Source organism: Monashia sp. NPDC004114 (assembly GCF_053603855.1).
Genome location: NZ_JBSGGK010000014.1, coordinates 133,998 through 150,348, shown reverse-complemented (window position 1 = coordinate 150,348; position 16,351 = coordinate 133,998). Strand labels below are relative to the sequence as shown.

Sequence of the window (16,351 nt, the reverse complement as noted above, 5' to 3'; positions counted from 1 at the left end):
CTCCCCTGCCCCTCCCCCCCCCCCGCTCGGCGTTTGTTTTTGCGCCCGGCCCCCTTTTGGGGGGGGTGGGCTTTCCCCCGTCGAGTGGCCACGTCGACACACGCGGGCTGGTCGTGGACTGCGGGTCAGATGCGGCTCGCGCCTCGGGTCGGCACCAGGGCGAGCCGGGCGAAGGCGAGGGCCTCGGCCAGGTCGAGCTCGCGCTGGTCGCGGGTGCCTTTGCGGGTCGACACCTCGACGACGACGTCGCCTTCCCAGGCACTGTCGGCCAGCAGCTCGAGCAGCTGGGCGCACGGCTGCGTGCCACGCCCCGGCACGAGGTGCTCGTCCTTGAACGACCCCAGCCCGTCGGCGAGGTGCACGTGAGACAGCCGCTGCCCGAGCTCGCGAGCCATGAGCAGGGCGTCGGCGCCGGCGGTCGCGGTGTGCGACAGGTCGAGCGTGACGTGGTCGTAGGCCTGCTCGACGGGATCCCAGTGCGGTAGGTAGGCCATCATGTCGCGGCGAGCGGTCCGCCAGGGGTACATGTTCTCGACGGCAAGGCGGATCCCCCGGTCGTGCTCACGCTCGGCGACCCCCTCGACGAACCCGACGGCATACTCCCGCTGCCAGCGAAACGGAGGGTGCAGCACCACCGTCGACGCGCCGACCTCGAGCGCGAGGTCGATCGAGCGGTCGATCTTGGTCCACGGGTCGGTCCCCCAGACGCGCTGCGTGAGCAGCAGCGTGGGCGCGTGCACCGACCCGATCGGTATGCCGTGCAGTGCGGAGAGCGCGCGCAGGGCCCCGGCCTCCTGGGTGACCGGGTCGGTCCACACCATGACCTCCACGGCGTCGTAACCGAGCCGTGCGGCGGTCGCGAACGCTGTGGCGGCGTTGTCGGGGTAGACCGACGCGGTCGACAGCCCGATCCGGATCGTCATGCGGACATTCTCCGACAGGGACCTTTCGTGAGTCGCGGGTGTCTGGGATCAGGTCGTGAGGTGGTCGAGGCGCCGCAGGATCAGCCCCTCGCGCAGCGCCCACGGGCAGATCTCGACGACCTCGACCTGGAGCAGGTCCATCGCAGCCTCGGCGACGAGCGCGCCGGCCAGCAGCTGCCGCGAGCGCCCTGCCGACACGCCGGGCAACGCCGCGCGCGACGCGGCATCCATCCCGGGCAGGCGGTCGAGGATCTCGTGGACGTGCTCGCGAGTCAGCGAGCGCGGCACGAACGGCCCGTCGTCGCGTGGCGCGGCTCCGGCGATCCGTGCCAGGGACCGCATCGTCTTCGAGGTCCCGACGGCGCGGTCGGGCGCACCGGCCTTGAGGAGCGGGCGCACCTGCTCGGCGAGCGTGCTGCGGATGGAGGCGCGGACCTGGCGCACGATCTTGGCCTGCGGAGGATCCCCGGACAGCCGCTCCCGGGTCAGCCGGCCGGCCCCCAGTGGCAGGCTCAGGGCGACGTCGGGCTCCTCGTCCAGGCCGTTGGCGAGCTCGAGCGACCCCCCGCCGATATCGATGACGAGCAGGCGTCCACTCGACCAACCGAACCAGCGGCGCACCGCCAGGAACGTCATGCGAGCCTCGTCCGCACCGCTGAGCACCTCGAGCACGACACCTGTCTCGCCGTGGACTCGCGCGATCACCTCGTCGCCGTTGGGCGACTCCCGCAGGGCCGACGTGGCGAAGGCGAAGAGGTCCTGCACGCCCTGGTCCTCGGCGATGCCCAGGCAGTCCTTGACGAAGGAGACGAGCCGGTCCGCAGTGGCGCTCTCGACCCGGCCGGTCGGGTCGAGGCTCTCCGAGAGGCGCAGCTCGACCTTGTGCGAGAACGCTGGCAGCGGGTGGCCGCCCGGGTGTGCATCGACGACGAGCAGGTGGACCGTGTTGGACCCGATGTCGATGACGCCCAGGCGCATAGCTCGACCCTACCGAGACCTGGTCCATGCGCGTTTCCTGCGCCCACAACCCGTCCCCCGCCCACGCGCCGCGGCCCCAAGCCCAGAAACCCCACCCCCCGCGCGCCGCGGCCCCCAAATCGCGGCACCAAGCCCAAAAACCCCACCACCCGCGCGCCGCGGCCCCCAAATCGCGGCACCAAGCCCGGGGGGACCGGGGACCGCACAGGAGCGGGGTCAGGGGTGAGGGGTCAAGGGGTGCGGGGTCAGGGAGTGCGGCGGCTCAGGGTGAACGAGCCGAGGGCCAGCGCGGCGACGATGAACCCGGCCACGATCGCCACGTTGCGCAGGGCCGGACCGATCGCGTCGGCGTTGCGGGTGATCTCGTTCATCGCGTCCACGGCATACGAGAGTGGCAGCAGGTCCGAGATCCAGCTGAGCACGGTCGGCAGCTCGTCGCGCGGCAGGAAAAGCCCGCACAGCAGGATCTGCGGCAGCATGAACGCCGGCATGAACTGGACCGCCTGGAACTCCGTGCGGGCGAAGCCGCTGGCCAGCAGGCCGAGCGCCGTGCCGAGCAGCGCGTCTGCGAGCGCCACCACGAGCAGCAGCCAGATCGGGCCGGCGACCTCGAGGCCACAGACCCAGACGGCGAACGCGGTGGCGACCGCACCCTGCAGGGCAGCGAGGGCGCCGAACGCGATGGCGTAGCCGAACATGAAGTCGCCCTTGGCCATCGGGGTCGTGAGCAGCCGCTCCAGCGTGCCGGACTGGCGCTCGCGGAGCGTCGCGACCGAGGTCACGATGAACATGACGATCATCGGGAAGACGCCGAGCAGCGCGGGACCGATGGCATCGAAGACCGGCGTGCCGTTGTAGATCCAGGCCAGCAGGCCGAGCAGGACGCACGGCACGACGAGGATCATCGCGATGGTGCGGTGGTCGGTGCGGACCTGGCGAAGCACCCGCCCGGCGGTGGCGACGGTGAGTCCGACGCTCATGATGCGCTCCTCTCCCGCTCGGCCTCGGCATCGATGAGGGCCAGGAACGCAGCGTCGGCGTCGTGGGTGCTCGTGCGTTCCAGGAGCTCGTCGGGCGTGACGTCGGCCAGCACCTCGCCGTCGCGCAGCAGCACGAGGCGGTCGCAGCGGCTGGCCTCGTCCATGACGTGGCTCGAGACGATGAGCGAGTGGCCTTGCCCCGCGAGCTCGCGGAAGAACTGCCACAGGTCGCGCCGCAGCACCGGATCCAGCCCCACGGTCGGCTCGTCGAGCACGAGCAGCGACGGCCGGCCGACGAGGGCCGCGGCAAGCGAGACCCGCGACTCCTGGCCGCCGGACAGGTCGCGGACGAGCACATCTGCGTGCGAGCCGAGATCGACCTCGCCGATCGTGCGGTCGACCGCGGCCTTGAGGGCCGCGCCGGTCAGTCCGACCATGCGGCCGAAGTACGCGACGTTCTCCCGAATCGTGAGGTCCGGGTAGACGCTCGGGCTCTGGGTGAGGTAGCCGACCTGGTCGCGCAGCACCGGGCTGCCGGCCTCCTCGCCGAGCACCGTGACCGTGCCTGAGGCGATGATCTGGACCCCGACGATGCACCGCATGAGGGTCGACTTGCCGGAGCCTGATGGACCGAGCAGGCCGACGACCTGACCGCTCGGGATGTCGAGATCGAGGCCGGGGATCACGGAGCGCTTGCCCCGGACGACCTTGAGGCCGCGAATGGAGATCGCAGGCCCGTCACCGTTTTTCATCATGTGATGAAATCTACTCCCGTGGACGGGGCGTGTCCACCAGATGCTGCTGCAGAACTGGCCCCAGGCGCGCGACGATCTCCTCGTTGCTGGCCTCGACCAGGGCAGGCACCTGGAGCACGTAGCGCAGGACCACGAGCCCGAAGACCTGCGAGGCCGCGAGGGTGCCTCGCAGCTGGGCGTCGGGCGCGCCTGTGGCCGCCGCGATCCGGCTGAAGACCTCACGCCCGAGGAACTCTCGGAGTAGCCGGGCCGCGTCCTCGCTGGTCATGCTCGACCGGAACAGGGCCACGAGACCGTCACGACTCTCGGGCGGGTCCCAGACCCTGAGGAACGTCTCGATGACGCGCCAGCCGAGAGTCTCCCGGTCGCCGCTGAAGATCTTCTCGAACAGGACAGCCGGGTTGATCGGCGCGCCGAGCATCTCCGCGAACAGCGCCGGCTTGCCGTCGAAGTAGTGGTGCACCAGCGCCGGGTCCACCTCCGCGGCGCGGGCGATACCACGCAGCGACGCGCCGTCATAGCCCTTGGCCGCAAACTCCGCCCGTGCCGCTTCGAGGATCATGGCGCGCGTGTCGACGCCGCCCGGGCGCCGCCCCCGGCTCCGCGGCATCGGCTCAGCCTGCGAGCTGTTCACGCGAGAACGCCTGTCATGGAGAGCCGCGGCGCCGGCGTTGCCTGGACGCAGCGCAGCGAGCTGGGTCCCACGCTCTGCGTGGGAGGAACGAGCGAGCGGAGCGGAGGAAGGGAACGCCTCAAAGGCGCCGCGGCACCCGCCGGAGCGAAGAGGAGGCGCCATCCAACGCTGCCCATGCGCTCACGGTAGCCCCAGCGAACCGGCATACGGTGGTGCTGACAGACCAAACGCGCCGCCAGCGCGCGACCACGTCGTGAGCGCATTGACGGCAGCGGAATCCCCGACGTCATAAGGTGTGCCGGTGGCCGAAGCACCCCTGGACCTGCCCCGCGTGTGGGTGGAGTTCACCGACCCGGCGGACGCGAACCAGCGTTTCCGCTGCGACCTCACGTGGCTGACCAGCAGCTGGACGTGCATCTTCGGCGCGGGCTGCCGCGGCATCTACGCCGACCGGCCCGACGACGGCTGCTGCACGCTGGGTGCGCACTTCACCGAGAAGGACGACTGGAAGCGCGTCGAGAAGGCCGTCCAGGAGCTCGGTGAGGACGAGTGGCAGTACTACGACGTCGGCACCGCCACCGGCGCCAAGGAGGACTGGACCGAGCTGGAGGACGACGCGCGCAAGACGAAGGTCGTCGACGGCGCCTGCATCTTCCTCAACCGCCCGGGGTTCCCCGCCGGCGCCGGGTGCGCGCTGCACCAGCACGCGCTGCTCACCGGCGTCCAGCCGCACACGCTCAAGCCCGACGTGTGCTGGCAGCTGCCGATCCGCCGGTCCTTCCGCACTGTCGAGCTGCCCGACGAGTCGAGCTACCTCGAGATCACGATCACCGAGTACGACCGGCGCGGATGGGGCCCCGGTGGGCACGACCTCGACTGGTACTGCTCGGGCAACCCCGAGGCACATGTCGGGCGTGAGCCCGTCTACCGGTCGTGTGCCGCCGAGCTGGTCGAGCTGATGGGACCCGAGGCGTATGCCGAGCTCGCCATCCGCGCCGAAGCCCACCTCGCGCAGGTCCGCGCGGTCCGTGCGCGCGGCGCCCGCAAGCTGCTGCCGCTGCTCGTCCACCCGGCGACCCTGTCCGCCGAGGCCAGCGGCCGGCCCGCCGCCCGGACGCCCCGCAAGCGCGCCTGATGAGCGAGATCATCCCGTCGCCGAACATCTGGGAGACGCCTGACGTGTACGAGGTCGAGAACCTCGGCGTCGACCGCGCTCATGTCATCGAGACGGCCATGCGAAGCATCCGCGGCTGGGACGGTGGTGACGTCGTCGACATCGGCTGCGGGACCGGATTCCATCTGCCCTACTTCGCCGAGACCGCTCGATCGGTTGTGGGCGTGGAGCCGCACCCGCCGCTGGCTTCCCTTGCGGCACAACGTGTTTCGGGTATGCCGTCCGTGTCGGTTCGGGAGGAAGGCGCGGCAGCGATCGGGGTGCCGGACGCCTCCTTCGACGTCGCGCACGCACGCTGGGCGTACTTCTTCGGGCCTGGCTGCGAGCCGGGTCTGGACGAGCTCGACCGGGTCATGCGGCCGGGCGGAGTGGCGTTCGTCATCGACAACGACGCGACTCGGTCGACGTTCGGCCAGTGGTTCCGCCGGGCTCTGCCGAGCTATGACCCGCGTGCCGTCGAGCGGTTCTGGGAGCGCAAGGGCTGGGAGCGGGAGCGGCTCCAGATCCGCTGGGACTACGACACTCGCGAGGACTTCGAGGCTGTCGTGGGCATCGAGTTCGCCCCGGAGCACGCCGACCTCATCCTGGCCGAGCACCCGGACGACCGCGGGGTCGACTACGCCGTCAACCTCTGGTGGCGCCGCTACTGACCCCGTCACCAGAGTGGCGGGGCGGCCACTCGACCGGGGATGGGTGTGGCGGGGCGGCCACTCGACCGGGGTTGGGTGTGGCGGGGCGGCCACTCGACCGGGGATGGGTGTGGCGGGGCGGCCACTCGACCGGGGATGGGTGTGGCGGGGCGGCCACTCGACCGGATTTGGGTGTGGCGAGGCGGCCACTCGACCGGGTTGGGTGTGGCGGGGCGGCCACTCGACCGGGGATGGGTGGGGCGGGGCGGCCACTCGACCGGGGTTGGGTGTGGCGTGGCGGCCACTCGACCGGGGTTGGGTGTGGCGGGGCGGCCACTCGACCGGGGTCGGGTGTGGCGGGGCGGCCACTCGACCGTCGAGTGGCCGCCACGTCCCAGGGGCACAACCGGCCGCCTCGGGGTCACGCCTCGGCGAGGTGGCGGCGCTGCAGGAGGCGCAGGCCCATCAGGGCGAAGGGCGAGAAACCGACGAGGACCACACCCGCGACGAGCACCGGAGAAACGGCGCCGAACACCATGAGCCCGGCCACACCGCCGACCAGCAGCCCGATCGACCACCAGCCGAGCACGCCGGCACGAGCGAGGCCGACGAGCACGAGGACCGGCCCGAGAAGGCTGAACAGCTCGGTCGCGTCCCAGAACGGCAGCAGCGAGGCTTCCTTGAACCCGCGGAACACCGCCACCGCCTGTTCGGACGACAGCACCGTGCCGGCCGAGGCGTTCCACCAGTCGCTGAGGACCATCCCTGAGACGTTGGCGAAGCCGATGGCGGCGAGGATGGAGCCGATGACCGCGACGACCCGCCCTCGGGTGCCGCGCACGAGCGTCGGCGCCGCCAGGATCCCGAGCGCGATGGCCAGGTTGCCGTAGTGCAGGAACAGCGCCGAGACCTGGGTCATCGTCGTGTCCCGGGTCAGCGAGGCGATGTAGTCCGCATCCGCCATGGAGTCCTGGGGCGGCGACGTGAGCATGCCGAGCGACCAGAGGACCGGCCCGGCGACGAGGGCGACGCCGGCGGCAACACGCATCGGGTGGGCGATCCGCCGGCGCCCGGTGGTGCCGGCATTCGCGCGGGCGACCGCATCGGACGTGCCGGACGTGCCGGATGCAGTCCCGGCGGTCGGTCGGGTCGAGAAGGTGGACATGTGACGGTTCCTTTCGGGTGACCCGGACGGTGCCGGGGCCGCCTTGATCGGCGACGGGTCAACCTTCCGTGTCACGCGTCTCCTCGGACCTCGGCCGTGAGGCACAGACCCGGGGTCCGCCCTGGTGCGGAGGCCGCCGCCTCTCGGGTCCGTCGTAAGACGGATACGGGCTCTGCCGCGGGCCCCTACTCTTGCCGCCATGCCCGCCTTCCCGAGCCTCCGCGACGCCCGGCTCCTGCCCGCCGTCGCTGCACCGGTGCTCGGGGCGCTCGGGCTCGTCGAGGCGGCCACCGACCCGGTGTTCCGGGAGTCGTTCGGCCGGCTGGCCTTCGTCGCCGTGTGGATCGCGGCCGGGTTCCTACTGCAGATCCGGTGGCCCGCGGCCGGTGCGGTCGTCGTGGCCGCGTCCTACCCGCTGGGCGAGCTGCTCGGTGCCCGCGGGCCCGGCGGGGCCGCGCTCATCTCCGTCCTCGTCGCCGTCGCGTATGCCGGGTATGCCGCTCCGCCGTCCAGGTCGCGTGCCGCGACTGCCGCGTCGGTTGCGGTCTTCGTCGTCACGGACATGGTGCGGGCGGGGGTGAGCTGGGACTCGATCTTCTTCCCGGCCATCTTCGTGCCGGCCTGGTGGTGCGGCACCTTGGTCCGCCGAGAGCAAGCCCGGTCTCGTGAGATCGCTTCTCTCGCAGCGCAGCTCGAGGCACAACGTGAGGCGACCGCACATGCCGCGGTCGTGGAGGAACGTGCCCGGATCGCCCGCGAAGTGCACGACTCGGTTGCCCACTCGCTCAGCGTGATGACGCTCCAGCTCGGCGGTCTCCGCCGCCAGCTCGGGCCGCTGCTGGACGACCGGCCCGCGGAGCGAGAGGTGATGCTCGGGCTGGAGCGTCTCGGGCGTCAGTCCGTCGAGGAGCTGCGCGCCACCGTCGGGATCCTGCGCGGGCCGCGCGACTCTGCGGCCGACCTCGACCCGCCGGTGTCGCTCTCGCGCGCCGACGAGCTCGTTGCCGACGTCCGCGCGGCCGGCCTCGAGGTCGAGCTCGAGACGGAGGGGGACCTCACCGCGCTGCCGCGCTCACTCGACGTGGCGGCATACCGCGTGGCGCAGGAGGCACTGAGCAACGTCCTGCGGCACGCCCCGGCGGCAAGGGCGCAGCTGCGAATCCGCAACGAGGCGAACGCGGTCGAGGTGACCGTCGTCGACGACGGCACCGGCCCAGCGCGCAACGGGTCGCCCGCCGGCGACCCGCCCGGCGACCCGGCCCGCGACCCGGCCCGCGACCCGAACGGCGGGCACCGGCTGCTCGGGATGCGCGAGCGAACCGGCATGTTCGGCGGCACGCTCGCCGCCGGACCTCGTCCCGGCGGGGGCTTCGAAGTGCGGGCGCGGTTCCCACTCCCCGGAGGTGCGGCGTGACGATCGGGGTGCTCCTCGTCGACGACGAGGCCATGGTCCGGGTCGGGCTGCGGATGGTGCTCACGGCCGAGCCGGACATCGAGGTCGTCGGGGAAGCCGCGGACGGCGCGGTCGCCGAGTCGATGGCGGTCCAGCTGGCTCCGGACGTCGTGCTCATGGACGTGCGGATGCCTCACGTCGACGGCATCGAGGGCGCGCGACGGGTGCTCGCTGCGAGCCCCACCTCGCGGGTGGTCATCTTGACGACGTTCGGCGAGGACGAGTACGTCGAGGCGGCGCTGCGCACCGGGGTGAGCGGCTTCCTGCTCAAGGTGTCGCCTCCCGAGCAGCTCATCGCGGCGGTCCGTACGGTCGCCGCCGGAGGCGGGCTGCTCGACCCGGCGGTCACCCTGCGCGTCATCGAGGCGTTCACGACGGCGCCGACCGCCCGGGCGACGCGCTCCCGCGACCTGGACCTCCTCACCCAGCGCGAGCGCGACGTCCTCGGCCTCGTCGCGAAGGGTCTGTCCAACGCGGAGGTCGCGGCCGAGCTCTACCTGGGCGAGGCCACGGTCAAGACCCACGTGTCGAGCATCCTCATGAAGCTCCGGCTCCGGGACCGCGTCCAGGCCGTCGTCGCCGCCTACGAGACGGGCCTGGTGCGCCCCGGCGACGCCTGAGTCCGTGTCGGGGAGCGTGCCCCCGGGGTCGGCGTCAGTCGGCGAGGTCCAGCGCGATGTCGACGATCGGCGAGCTGTGGGTCAGGCCGCCGACGCTGATGAAGTCGACTCCGGTGAGGGCGTAGTCGCGCGCCACCTCGAGAGTCATCCCGCCCGTCGCCTCGATCTCGACGGGCTCGGCATGAGCCCGCAGCAGAGCCACGGTCTCGGCCAGCACATCGACAGACATGTTGTCGCACATGATGAAACGCGCGCCGGCGGCATACGCCTCCTGCGCCTCCGAGGGGGTGGTCACCTCCACCTGCACGGTGACATCGGGACTCCGCCGGCGCACGAGCTCGTATGCCGCAGCGACCGATCCGGCGGCAAGCTTGTGGTTGTCCTTGATCATGGCCACGTCGTAGAGGCCCATCCGCTTGTTGATGCCGCCGCCGCAGCGGACGGCGTACTTCTCCAGCCACCGCATGCCGGGCGTCGTCTTGCGGGTGTCGAGGACCATCGTGGTGGTGCCCTCGAGTGCGTCGGCCCAGCGACGGGTGTGCGTCGCGACCCCGGAGAGCCGGCTCATGATGTTGAGGATCGTGCGCTCGGCGATGAGGATCACCTGCGTCTGGCCCTCGAGCCGGGCGATGACGTCGCCACGCTCGACCTGTGCACCGTCGTCGGCGAGAACCTTGACCTCAGGCACCTCGCCCGCGACCGCCTCTGCCACCGCTCCGAGGACGAGCCGCACCACCGGAACGCCGGCCACCACCCCGGGGGCGCGGGCGACGATCTCGGCCGTGCGCCGCTGCTCCGGCGGGATGGTCGCGAGAGTCGTGACGTCGACGAGGTCGGGACCCAGGTCCTCACGCAGGGCGGTGGCGACGAGCTCCCGCGCCCACTCCTCGGGGAACCCGTGCGGTTCGATCATTTTGAGTCTCCTTGCGCTGCAGTGACTTCCGCGACTGACGGAGGCAACGAACCATCGAGCCCAAGACCGTCGAGGTTTGAGCGGGGCACCTCGACGACCTCCGCGGTGAGCGCACCATCATCGGACCTCATGAGCTGCACGTGGTGGAGGAAGCGCTCGTCGTCGCGGGCCGGGAAGTCCTCGCGCACGTGACCGCCACGGGTCTCCTCACGCAGCCAGGCGGCATACGTCAGGGCACGGCCGAGATGCAGGAGGTTCGTCGTCTCCCAGCTCTTCGGGCCGCCCTTCTTCTTGACGTCGTCGGCCGCCGCCCGGGAAGCCAGCCCAGCGAGGCTGGCCTCGGTCGCCGCGAGGGACCCTGCCGAGCGCACGCTCCCCGCACCAGCGGTCATGGCGCGCTGCACCTCCAGGCGGCGCTTTCCGCGGATGAGCTGGGGCTCGCCACCCGGGTCGACCGGCATCGTCTCCGGCAGCTCACCGGCGCCGAGCCGGGCCGTGAGGTCGTCCGCGATCCGCCGCGCGAAGACCAGCCCCTCGAGGAGCGAGTTCGAGGCGAGCCGGTTGGCGCCGTGGACGCCGGTGCAGGACGTCTCACCACACGCGTAGAGACCCTCCAGCGACGTGCGGCCGCGGAGGTCCGTCTTGACCCCGCCGCTGGCGTAGTGCTGCGCGGGGGCGACGGGCAGCAGCTCGGTAGCCGGGTCGAAGCCGAGCTCCCGGCAGCGCTGCACGATCGACGGGAACCGCTGCTCGAGGAACTCCCCACCCAGGTGCCGGCAGTCGAGATAGACGTGGTCGGTCCCGGTCTCGCGCATCCGCCGGATGATGGCACGGGCCACCACGTCACGAGGCGCGAGGTCGGCGAGCGGGTGCTGGCCCACCATGAACCGCTCCCCCGCCTCGTCGACGAGGAACGCGCCTTCACCGCGGACCGCCTCCGAGATGAGCGGCTGCTGGCCGCGTGAGCCCTCGCCGAGCCACAGCACGGTCGGGTGGAACTGGACGAACTCCAGGTCTGCCAGGACCGCCCCGGCCCGCAGCGCCGCAGCCATCCCGTCGCCCGTCGCGACGGACGGGTTCGTCGTGGACGCATAGATCTGTCCCAGCCCGCCGGTCGCGAGCACGACGGCTCGCGCGTGCGCGGCACCGACGCCGTCGACCTGACCCTCGCCGATCACATGGAGCGTCACGCCGCACACCCGGTCAGCGGAGTCGGCGAGCAGGTCGACCACCAGGGCGTGCTCGATGACCTCGATGCCCGGGTCGTCGCGCACGCGATCCAGCGCGGCGATGAGGGCCCGCGAGATCTCGCGCCCGGTCGCGTCGCCCCCTGCGTGGAGGATGCGGTCGCGATGGTGGCCGCCCTCACGGGTCAGCGAGATCTGGCCGGAGTCGCCGCGGTCGAAGTCCGCGCCGAGGGCGATGAGGTCCCAGACCGCGTCCGGGCCCTCGTTGACCAGCGTCTCGACGGCCTCTACGTCGCACAGGCCGACGCCCGCGACGAGCGTGTCATGCACGTGCTCGGCCGGGCTGTCCTCTGGCGACATGACGGCGGCGATGCCGCCCTGCGCCCAGGCCGTCGACCCCTCGTCGAGCACGGTCTTGGTCACGAGCAGCACGCGGTCGACTCGCCGCCGCAGCCGCAGCGCGGTCGTGAGACCGGCGATGCCGGAGCCGACGACGATGACGTCGGCCGTCGCGGTCCAACCCGGGGCAGGCGCACGGAGGCGCCGCGGGACGGTGATAGCGCTCGCGCTCATCGCGGGCTCCTCCCGTGAGCAGTCACGACCCATACCGTATGCCGCCCGGCCCGGACGCGCTCCCACCGCCCGGCCCGGACGCGCTCCCACCGCCCAGCCCGGACGCGCCACCACCGCCCAGGCCACCACCGCCCAGGCCACCACCGCCCGGCCCGGACGCGCTCCCACCGCCCAGGCCACCACCGCCGCCAGCTCCGCGGCCCGGATCGGCAACACACCGAGAAACCGCGAACTCTGATGGAAATAACCGCAGAAGTATGCGACTGCTCGGTGTGTTGCCCGCCTGGCAAGGTCCGAGCGGCGCGGCTCGGGGCCGGCGACGTCCGAGCGGCGCGAGTCGGGGTCGGGGTCGGGCGCCCGTCAGGGGTGGTCCTGGTAGTCGTGGTGGCGCTCGGTGACCGCCGAGGTCATCAGGCCGAAGCCGTCGGGGACGTCGCCTGCATCGTGCCCGACCTCGACCATCCGGTTGTGGTCGTCCACGAAGACGACCCGTGGCTCGAAGGTGCGGGCCTCGGTGTCGTCCATCGCGGCATACGCGATGATGATGACAGTGTCGCCCGGCGAGATCAGCCTGGCTGCCGCACCGTTGACGCAGAGGATGCCGGAGCCGCGCTCGCCCTCGATGGCGTAGGTCGTGAGGCGGCTGCCGTTGTCGACGTCGACGACATCGACCTGCTGGCCCGGCCAGAGATCGGCGGCGTCCATGAGATCCCGGTCGATGGTCAGCGAGCCGACATAGTGCAGATCGGCCTGGGTGACCTTCGCCCGGTGGATCTTGGAATGGAGCATGAAGCGCTGCACGGTGGATCAGTCCTTGGGTCAGGGGTTCTCGCCGGCAGTATCCGTCAGCGCGCCGAGAACGTCTCGAGTGCGCCGCCGCCGGGGCCGACGAGGACGGGCAGGTTGTCGATCAGGCGCGTGGTGCCGACCCGGCCGGCGACCGCGAGCAGAGCCTCGCCGCGGTACCACTCCGGCACGTCCTCGAGAGTGTCCGGGTGGACGAGGACGAGGTAGTCGATGAGGGCGAGCGGCTCACGGACCAGCACCCCACGGGCTGCGCGCCGGATCGCCGACGGGCCTTCGGTCGCGGCCGCGGCCCCGGCGCGCAGCGCAGCGGACAGGCACAGGGCCGTCTCGCGGTCCGACGGCGTGAGGTACGTGTTGCGGCTCGACATCGCCAGGCCGTCCGGTTCGCGCACCGTCGGCACGGAGACCACGTTGACCGGGAAGTCGAGGTCGCGGACCATCCTGCGGATGAGGAGCAGCTGCTGGGCGTCCTTCTGCCCGAAGTAGGCCGACGTGCACCGGGTCAGATGCATGAGCTTGGCCACGACGGTGAGCATGCCGTCGAAGTGACCCGGCCGCGCCTGACCCTCGAGCACATTGCCGAGCGGACCGGCGGAAACCCGGACGCCGGGGTCGCCGTCGGGGTAGACGACGTCGGGCGTCGGCGCGAAGACGAGGTCGACGCCCGCGGCCGTGCAGATCGCGAGGTCGTCGTCGAACGTCCGCGGGTAGCGCGAGAGGTCCTCCCGTGGCCCGAACTGCAGCGGGTTGAGGAAGATCGTGACGACGACGTGGGCGTGCGTCTTGCGGGCCTGGTGGATCAGCGTGGCGTGACCCTCGTGCAGGGCACCCATCGTCATGACGACCGCGACGTCGCCGTCGTCGAGGGTGGCACGCGACGCCAGCAGCTCGTCGCGGGTTCGGGCGACAACGGGCCCTGGCCTGGTCGGAGTCCCGTCGGTCGCGGTGAGTGCTTCGACCAGTGCCCCAGTGACGGGAGCTGAGTGGGTCGGGTCGGTCACGGTCGTTCCTCCTCGTGCGCAAGCAGCTCGAGCAGCGGGCCGGCGTTCGACGGTCTGAGGCGCCCGCTGAGAAGAGCCCGCTGTGCCGTCGCTCGGGCCAGGGCCAGGTAGGTCGGACGGATGTCCGGCGCAACCGTGCGCAGCATCGCGACGTGCCCGGCCACGGTACCGGCATCTCCGCGCGCCACCGGGCCGGTGAGGGCAGCATCACCCAGCTGGAGGGTGTTCGCGAGCGCCGCCGAGAGGAGCGGCTCGAGCAGGCGCGCGGGATCCTCGACGCCTGCCTCGCCGAGCAGCTGCAGCGCCTGGGCGACCAGGGTGACAAGGTGGTTCGCGCCATGAGCCAGGGCCGCGTGATAGGTGACGCGGTCCTCCTCGGCGATCCACACCGGGTCGCCGCCCATCTCGATGACGAGGGCCTCGCCGACGGGTCTGGCCAGGTCGGTCGTGGTGACGCCGAAGCAGCAGTCGTGCAGGCGCTCCAGGTCCACGCTCGTGCCCGTGAACGTCATCGCCGGATGGAGGGCGAGCGGGACGACATCGCTGTCTGCTGCGTCGTCGAAGACCCCGATGCCATGCGCGCCCGACGTGTGCATGACCAGCTGTCCCGGAGTGAAGATCCCGGTCGCGCTCAGCCCCGCGATGAGGTCGTGCAGCGCGTCGTCCGGCACGGCGAGCACGACGAGGTGGGCGCCGCTGACGACGTCGGGGATCGGCTTGACGGGCACGCCCGGCAGGAGCGTCGCCGCGCGCTCGAGGCTCGCCTCGCTGACCGCAGACACGCCGGTCACCGAGTGCCCGGCCCGCACGAGGGCGGCTCCGAGCACCGACCCGACCCGGCCGGCGCCCACGACGCCGACCTCGAAACGTGCGGGCCGTTCGTGCGGGGTGCTCACCCAAGGCACGCTATCGCCTACAGTCCGGGGCGTGGATCCCGTCCCTTGGCGAGAGGCCTGGCACGACGCCCTGTATGCCGCCGGGCGCGGTTTCTACGTCGCGCGTGGTGGGCCGGCGGCTCACTTCACGACGGCCACCCACGGGGTGACCGGTGGGGTGCTGGCCGAGGTCCTGCTGGCCCTGTGGGCCCGGATGCGCGGGCCGGTCATGCCTCGCGTGGTCGTCGACGTCGGTGCGGGCCGCGGCGAGCTCGCGACGCACCTGCTGCGGGCCGTGGCGGCCCAGGAAGACCTGCCGGCCACCGGCGGCACGCCCACGGCCGGGGCCAGGGCCACGGCCAGGGCCACGGCCAGGGCCGGGGCCACCAGGATCGTCGCAGTCGACGTCGTCGACCGGCCCGAAGGCCTCGACGGAAACATCGAGTGGGTCCGCTCCCCTGGCGGTGCGGACCTGCCGGACTGCCTCGCCGACCTCGAGGACGCCCTGGTCGTCGCCCACGAGTGGCTCGACGTGGTGCCCTGCGAGATCGCCGAGGTCGACGACGACGGCCAGACCCGAGTGGTGCTCGTTGATCGCGAGAGCGGCACCGAGTCTCTCGGCTCGGCGCTGCCCCCTGCTGAGGCGGACTGGTGTCGCGACCACTGGCAGACGAGCCGCCCTCGCAGCCGCGTGGAGGTCGGGCTGGCCCGGGACGAGGCGTGGCAGCACCTGCTGAGCGCCATCCGCTCGGGCCTGGCGGTGGCGGTCGACTACGGCCATCTCGCGACCGAGCGGCCGAGCGGGGGGACGCTGGCGGCATACGTCGGCGGACGCCTCACCCAGCCGGTGCCCGATGGCTCGTGCGACATCACCGCCCACGTCGCGATGGACACGCTGGTGGCCGACCATCTGGTGCGCCAGCGAGACCTCCTGCGCGACCTCGGCTTCACCGGTGCGAGCCCCTCGATCGAGCTCGCCACGACCGACCCTCTGGCCTACGTGCGCGCGCTGGAGCGAGCCGGCGCGGAGGCGGACCTCATCCGCCCGGCCGGCGGCTTCGGCGACTTCTGGTGGGCGGTGAAGGGCGTGCATTCGGGCGACGTACCCTGATCGTCATGCGCCGCCTGTCGTCCCTGCTGCTCGCCCTCGGAGTCTGCCTCAGCGTCACCATTGCCCTGCCGACCGTCGCAGCCGCGCACGACGTCCTCGAGCGGACGAACCCCTCCGACGGCTCGACGGTCGACCGGCTGCCGGGCGCTGTGGTCCTGACGTTCGCCGAGGCCCCGCTCTCCCTCGGCACGCAGGTCGTGGTCACCGGTCCGACCGGCAACATGGCGAGCGGGACTCCGACGATCGACGGGCGCGACGTGACGCAGGCGCTCCTGCCGACCGCACCGGCCGGCGACTACACCGTGACCTACCGCGTCACCTCCGACGACGGCCACCCGGTCAGCGGGTCGTTCTCGTTCCACGCCACGGTCGGGCTCGACGGGTCGACCGCGACGGCCGGCGCCAGCGTGCACGTGAGCCCGCAGCCGACGGCAGGCGACGAGGCGGAGTCGTCGCCGTTCGTGCCGATCCTGCTGACGATCCTCGGCACGACCGTGCTGCTCGTCATCGGCGGCTACGTCGTCCTGCGCGGCCGCGAGGCCGACCGCTCCTGAGACGGGTGAGACGCCCGTG

Annotated in this window: 17 protein-coding genes; 6 read left to right on the top strand and 11 right to left on the bottom strand. The window is 72.0% G+C overall.

What is annotated here, in order from left to right; all coding sequences use genetic code 11:
* Positions 1–125 precede the first annotated feature (125 nt).
* The 5 genes from ACWEOW_RS17790 to ACWEOW_RS17770 form a co-directional block, all read right to left on the bottom strand.
* Positions 126–923 (bottom strand): sugar phosphate isomerase/epimerase family protein, encoded by a 798-nt coding sequence (locus tag ACWEOW_RS17790; RefSeq protein WP_452270558.1) that lies wholly within the window; start codon positions 921–923, stop codon positions 126–128.
* A 48-nt stretch (positions 924–971) separates the two neighbouring features.
* Entirely contained in the window at positions 972–1,901 is a 930-nt protein-coding gene (locus tag ACWEOW_RS17785; protein ID WP_452270557.1) for a Ppx/GppA phosphatase family protein, read from the bottom strand.
* Between the two features lie 245 nt (positions 1,902–2,146).
* Positions 2,147–2,881 (bottom strand): ABC transporter permease, encoded by a 735-nt coding sequence (locus ACWEOW_RS17780; protein WP_452270556.1) that lies wholly within the window; start codon positions 2,879–2,881, stop codon positions 2,147–2,149.
* Positions 2,878–3,636, bottom strand: coding sequence for an ABC transporter ATP-binding protein (locus tag ACWEOW_RS17775; RefSeq protein ID WP_452270555.1), 759 nt, complete (start codon positions 3,634–3,636; stop codon positions 2,878–2,880). The genes ACWEOW_RS17780 and ACWEOW_RS17775 overlap by 4 nt, the downstream gene beginning before the upstream one ends.
* 10 nt (positions 3,637–3,646) lie before the next feature.
* Positions 3,647–4,246 carry a TetR/AcrR family transcriptional regulator gene (locus ACWEOW_RS17770; protein ID WP_452270554.1) on the bottom strand — a complete coding sequence of 200 codons (600 nt, stop codon included), beginning with the start codon at positions 4,244–4,246 and terminating at the stop codon, positions 3,647–3,649.
* Between the two features lie 325 nt (positions 4,247–4,571).
* On the opposite strand from ACWEOW_RS17770, the gene ACWEOW_RS17765 reads away from it, so the two are divergent.
* Both ACWEOW_RS17765 and ACWEOW_RS17760 read left to right on the top strand, forming a co-directional pair.
* Positions 4,572–5,405 carry a hypothetical protein gene (locus ACWEOW_RS17765; protein ID WP_452270553.1) on the top strand — a complete coding sequence of 278 codons (834 nt, stop codon included), beginning with the start codon at positions 4,572–4,574 and terminating at the stop codon, positions 5,403–5,405.
* A complete protein-coding gene (locus tag ACWEOW_RS17760; RefSeq protein ID WP_452270552.1) occupies positions 5,405–6,094 on the top strand; it encodes a class I SAM-dependent methyltransferase in 690 nt (229 codons plus the stop codon). The genes ACWEOW_RS17765 and ACWEOW_RS17760 overlap by 1 nt, the downstream gene beginning before the upstream one ends.
* Positions 6,095–6,494: 400 nt before the next feature.
* Here ACWEOW_RS17760 and ACWEOW_RS17755 read toward each other — a convergent pair whose 3' ends face one another.
* Positions 6,495–7,238 (bottom strand): hypothetical protein, encoded by a 744-nt coding sequence (locus ACWEOW_RS17755; RefSeq protein WP_452270551.1) that lies wholly within the window; start codon positions 7,236–7,238, stop codon positions 6,495–6,497.
* A 199-nt stretch (positions 7,239–7,437) separates the two neighbouring features.
* Here ACWEOW_RS17755 and ACWEOW_RS17750 point away from each other — a divergent pair, with 199 nt between their 5' ends.
* Together ACWEOW_RS17750 and ACWEOW_RS17745 are read left to right on the top strand one after the other, a co-directional pair.
* Entirely contained in the window at positions 7,438–8,652 is a 1,215-nt protein-coding gene (locus tag ACWEOW_RS17750) for a sensor histidine kinase (protein WP_452270550.1), read from the top strand.
* Positions 8,649–9,311 (top strand): response regulator, encoded by a 663-nt coding sequence (locus ACWEOW_RS17745; protein WP_452270549.1) that lies wholly within the window; start codon positions 8,649–8,651, stop codon positions 9,309–9,311. Before ACWEOW_RS17750 ends, ACWEOW_RS17745 begins: the two co-directional genes overlap by 4 nt.
* Before the next feature lie 34 nt (positions 9,312–9,345).
* Here ACWEOW_RS17745 and nadC read toward each other — a convergent pair whose 3' ends face one another.
* The 5 genes from nadC to ACWEOW_RS17720 all read right to left on the bottom strand — a co-directional run bounded on the left by nadC (position 9,346) and on the right by ACWEOW_RS17720 (position 14,697).
* On the bottom strand, positions 9,346–10,224 hold the full coding sequence (gene nadC / locus ACWEOW_RS17740) for a carboxylating nicotinate-nucleotide diphosphorylase (protein ID WP_452270548.1): 879 nt from the start codon (positions 10,222–10,224) through the stop codon (positions 9,346–9,348).
* A complete protein-coding gene (locus ACWEOW_RS17735) occupies positions 10,221–11,984 on the bottom strand; it encodes an L-aspartate oxidase (RefSeq protein ID WP_452270547.1) in 1,764 nt (587 codons plus the stop codon). The genes nadC and ACWEOW_RS17735 overlap by 4 nt, the downstream gene beginning before the upstream one ends.
* 360 nt (positions 11,985–12,344) lie before the next feature.
* Positions 12,345–12,785 (bottom strand): aspartate 1-decarboxylase, encoded by a 441-nt coding sequence (gene panD, locus ACWEOW_RS17730; RefSeq protein WP_452270546.1) that lies wholly within the window; start codon positions 12,783–12,785, stop codon positions 12,345–12,347.
* Between the two features lie 44 nt (positions 12,786–12,829).
* Positions 12,830–13,753, bottom strand: a complete 924-nt coding sequence (gene panC / locus ACWEOW_RS17725) for a pantoate--beta-alanine ligase (RefSeq protein ID WP_452270563.1) — start codon at positions 13,751–13,753, stop codon at positions 12,830–12,832.
* Positions 13,754–13,788: 35 nt separating this feature from the next.
* Positions 13,789–14,697, bottom strand: coding sequence for a Rossmann-like and DUF2520 domain-containing protein (locus ACWEOW_RS17720; RefSeq protein WP_452270545.1), 909 nt, complete (start codon positions 14,695–14,697; stop codon positions 13,789–13,791).
* Positions 14,698–14,719: 22 nt separating this feature from the next.
* Here ACWEOW_RS17720 and ACWEOW_RS17715 point away from each other — a divergent pair, with 22 nt between their 5' ends.
* Together ACWEOW_RS17715 and ACWEOW_RS17710 are read left to right on the top strand one after the other, a co-directional pair.
* Positions 14,720–15,778: an SAM-dependent methyltransferase gene (locus ACWEOW_RS17715; protein ID WP_452270544.1), complete on the top strand. Its 1,059-nt coding sequence runs from the start codon at positions 14,720–14,722 to the stop codon at positions 15,776–15,778.
* 5 nt (positions 15,779–15,783) lie between these two features.
* Positions 15,784–16,332 (top strand): copper resistance CopC family protein, encoded by a 549-nt coding sequence (locus ACWEOW_RS17710; protein ID WP_452270543.1) that lies wholly within the window; start codon positions 15,784–15,786, stop codon positions 16,330–16,332.
* The last annotated feature ends 19 nt before the right edge of the window (positions 16,333–16,351 follow it).

Excerpts from the sequence above, each read along its gene's own strand:
- ACWEOW_RS17770 (WP_452270554.1), bottom strand. The coding sequence starts at position 4,246 with ATGCCGCGGAGCCGGGGGCGGCGCCCGGGCGGCGTCGACACGCGCGCC.
- ACWEOW_RS17760 (WP_452270552.1), top strand. The coding sequence starts at position 5,405 with ATGAGCGAGATCATCCCGTCGCCGAACATCTGGGAGACGCCTGACGTG.
- ACWEOW_RS17775 (WP_452270555.1), bottom strand. The coding sequence starts at position 3,636 with ATGATGAAAAACGGTGACGGGCCTGCGATCTCCATTCGCGGCCTCAAG.
- ACWEOW_RS17755 (WP_452270551.1), bottom strand. The coding sequence starts at position 7,238 with ATGTCCACCTTCTCGACCCGACCGACCGCCGGGACTGCATCCGGCACG.
- ACWEOW_RS17710 (WP_452270543.1), top strand. The coding sequence starts at position 15,784 with ATGCGCCGCCTGTCGTCCCTGCTGCTCGCCCTCGGAGTCTGCCTCAGC.
- ACWEOW_RS17750 (WP_452270550.1), top strand. The coding sequence starts at position 7,438 with ATGCCCGCCTTCCCGAGCCTCCGCGACGCCCGGCTCCTGCCCGCCGTC.
- ACWEOW_RS17790 (WP_452270558.1), bottom strand. The coding sequence starts at position 923 with ATGACGATCCGGATCGGGCTGTCGACCGCGTCGGTCTACCCCGACAAC.
- ACWEOW_RS17785 (WP_452270557.1), bottom strand. The coding sequence starts at position 1,901 with ATGCGCCTGGGCGTCATCGACATCGGGTCCAACACGGTCCACCTGCTC.
- ACWEOW_RS17735 (WP_452270547.1), bottom strand. The coding sequence starts at position 11,984 with ATGAGCGCGAGCGCTATCACCGTCCCGCGGCGCCTCCGTGCGCCTGCC.
- ACWEOW_RS17780 (WP_452270556.1), bottom strand. The coding sequence starts at position 2,881 with ATGAGCGTCGGACTCACCGTCGCCACCGCCGGGCGGGTGCTTCGCCAG.
- nadC (WP_452270548.1), bottom strand. The coding sequence starts at position 10,224 with ATGATCGAACCGCACGGGTTCCCCGAGGAGTGGGCGCGGGAGCTCGTC.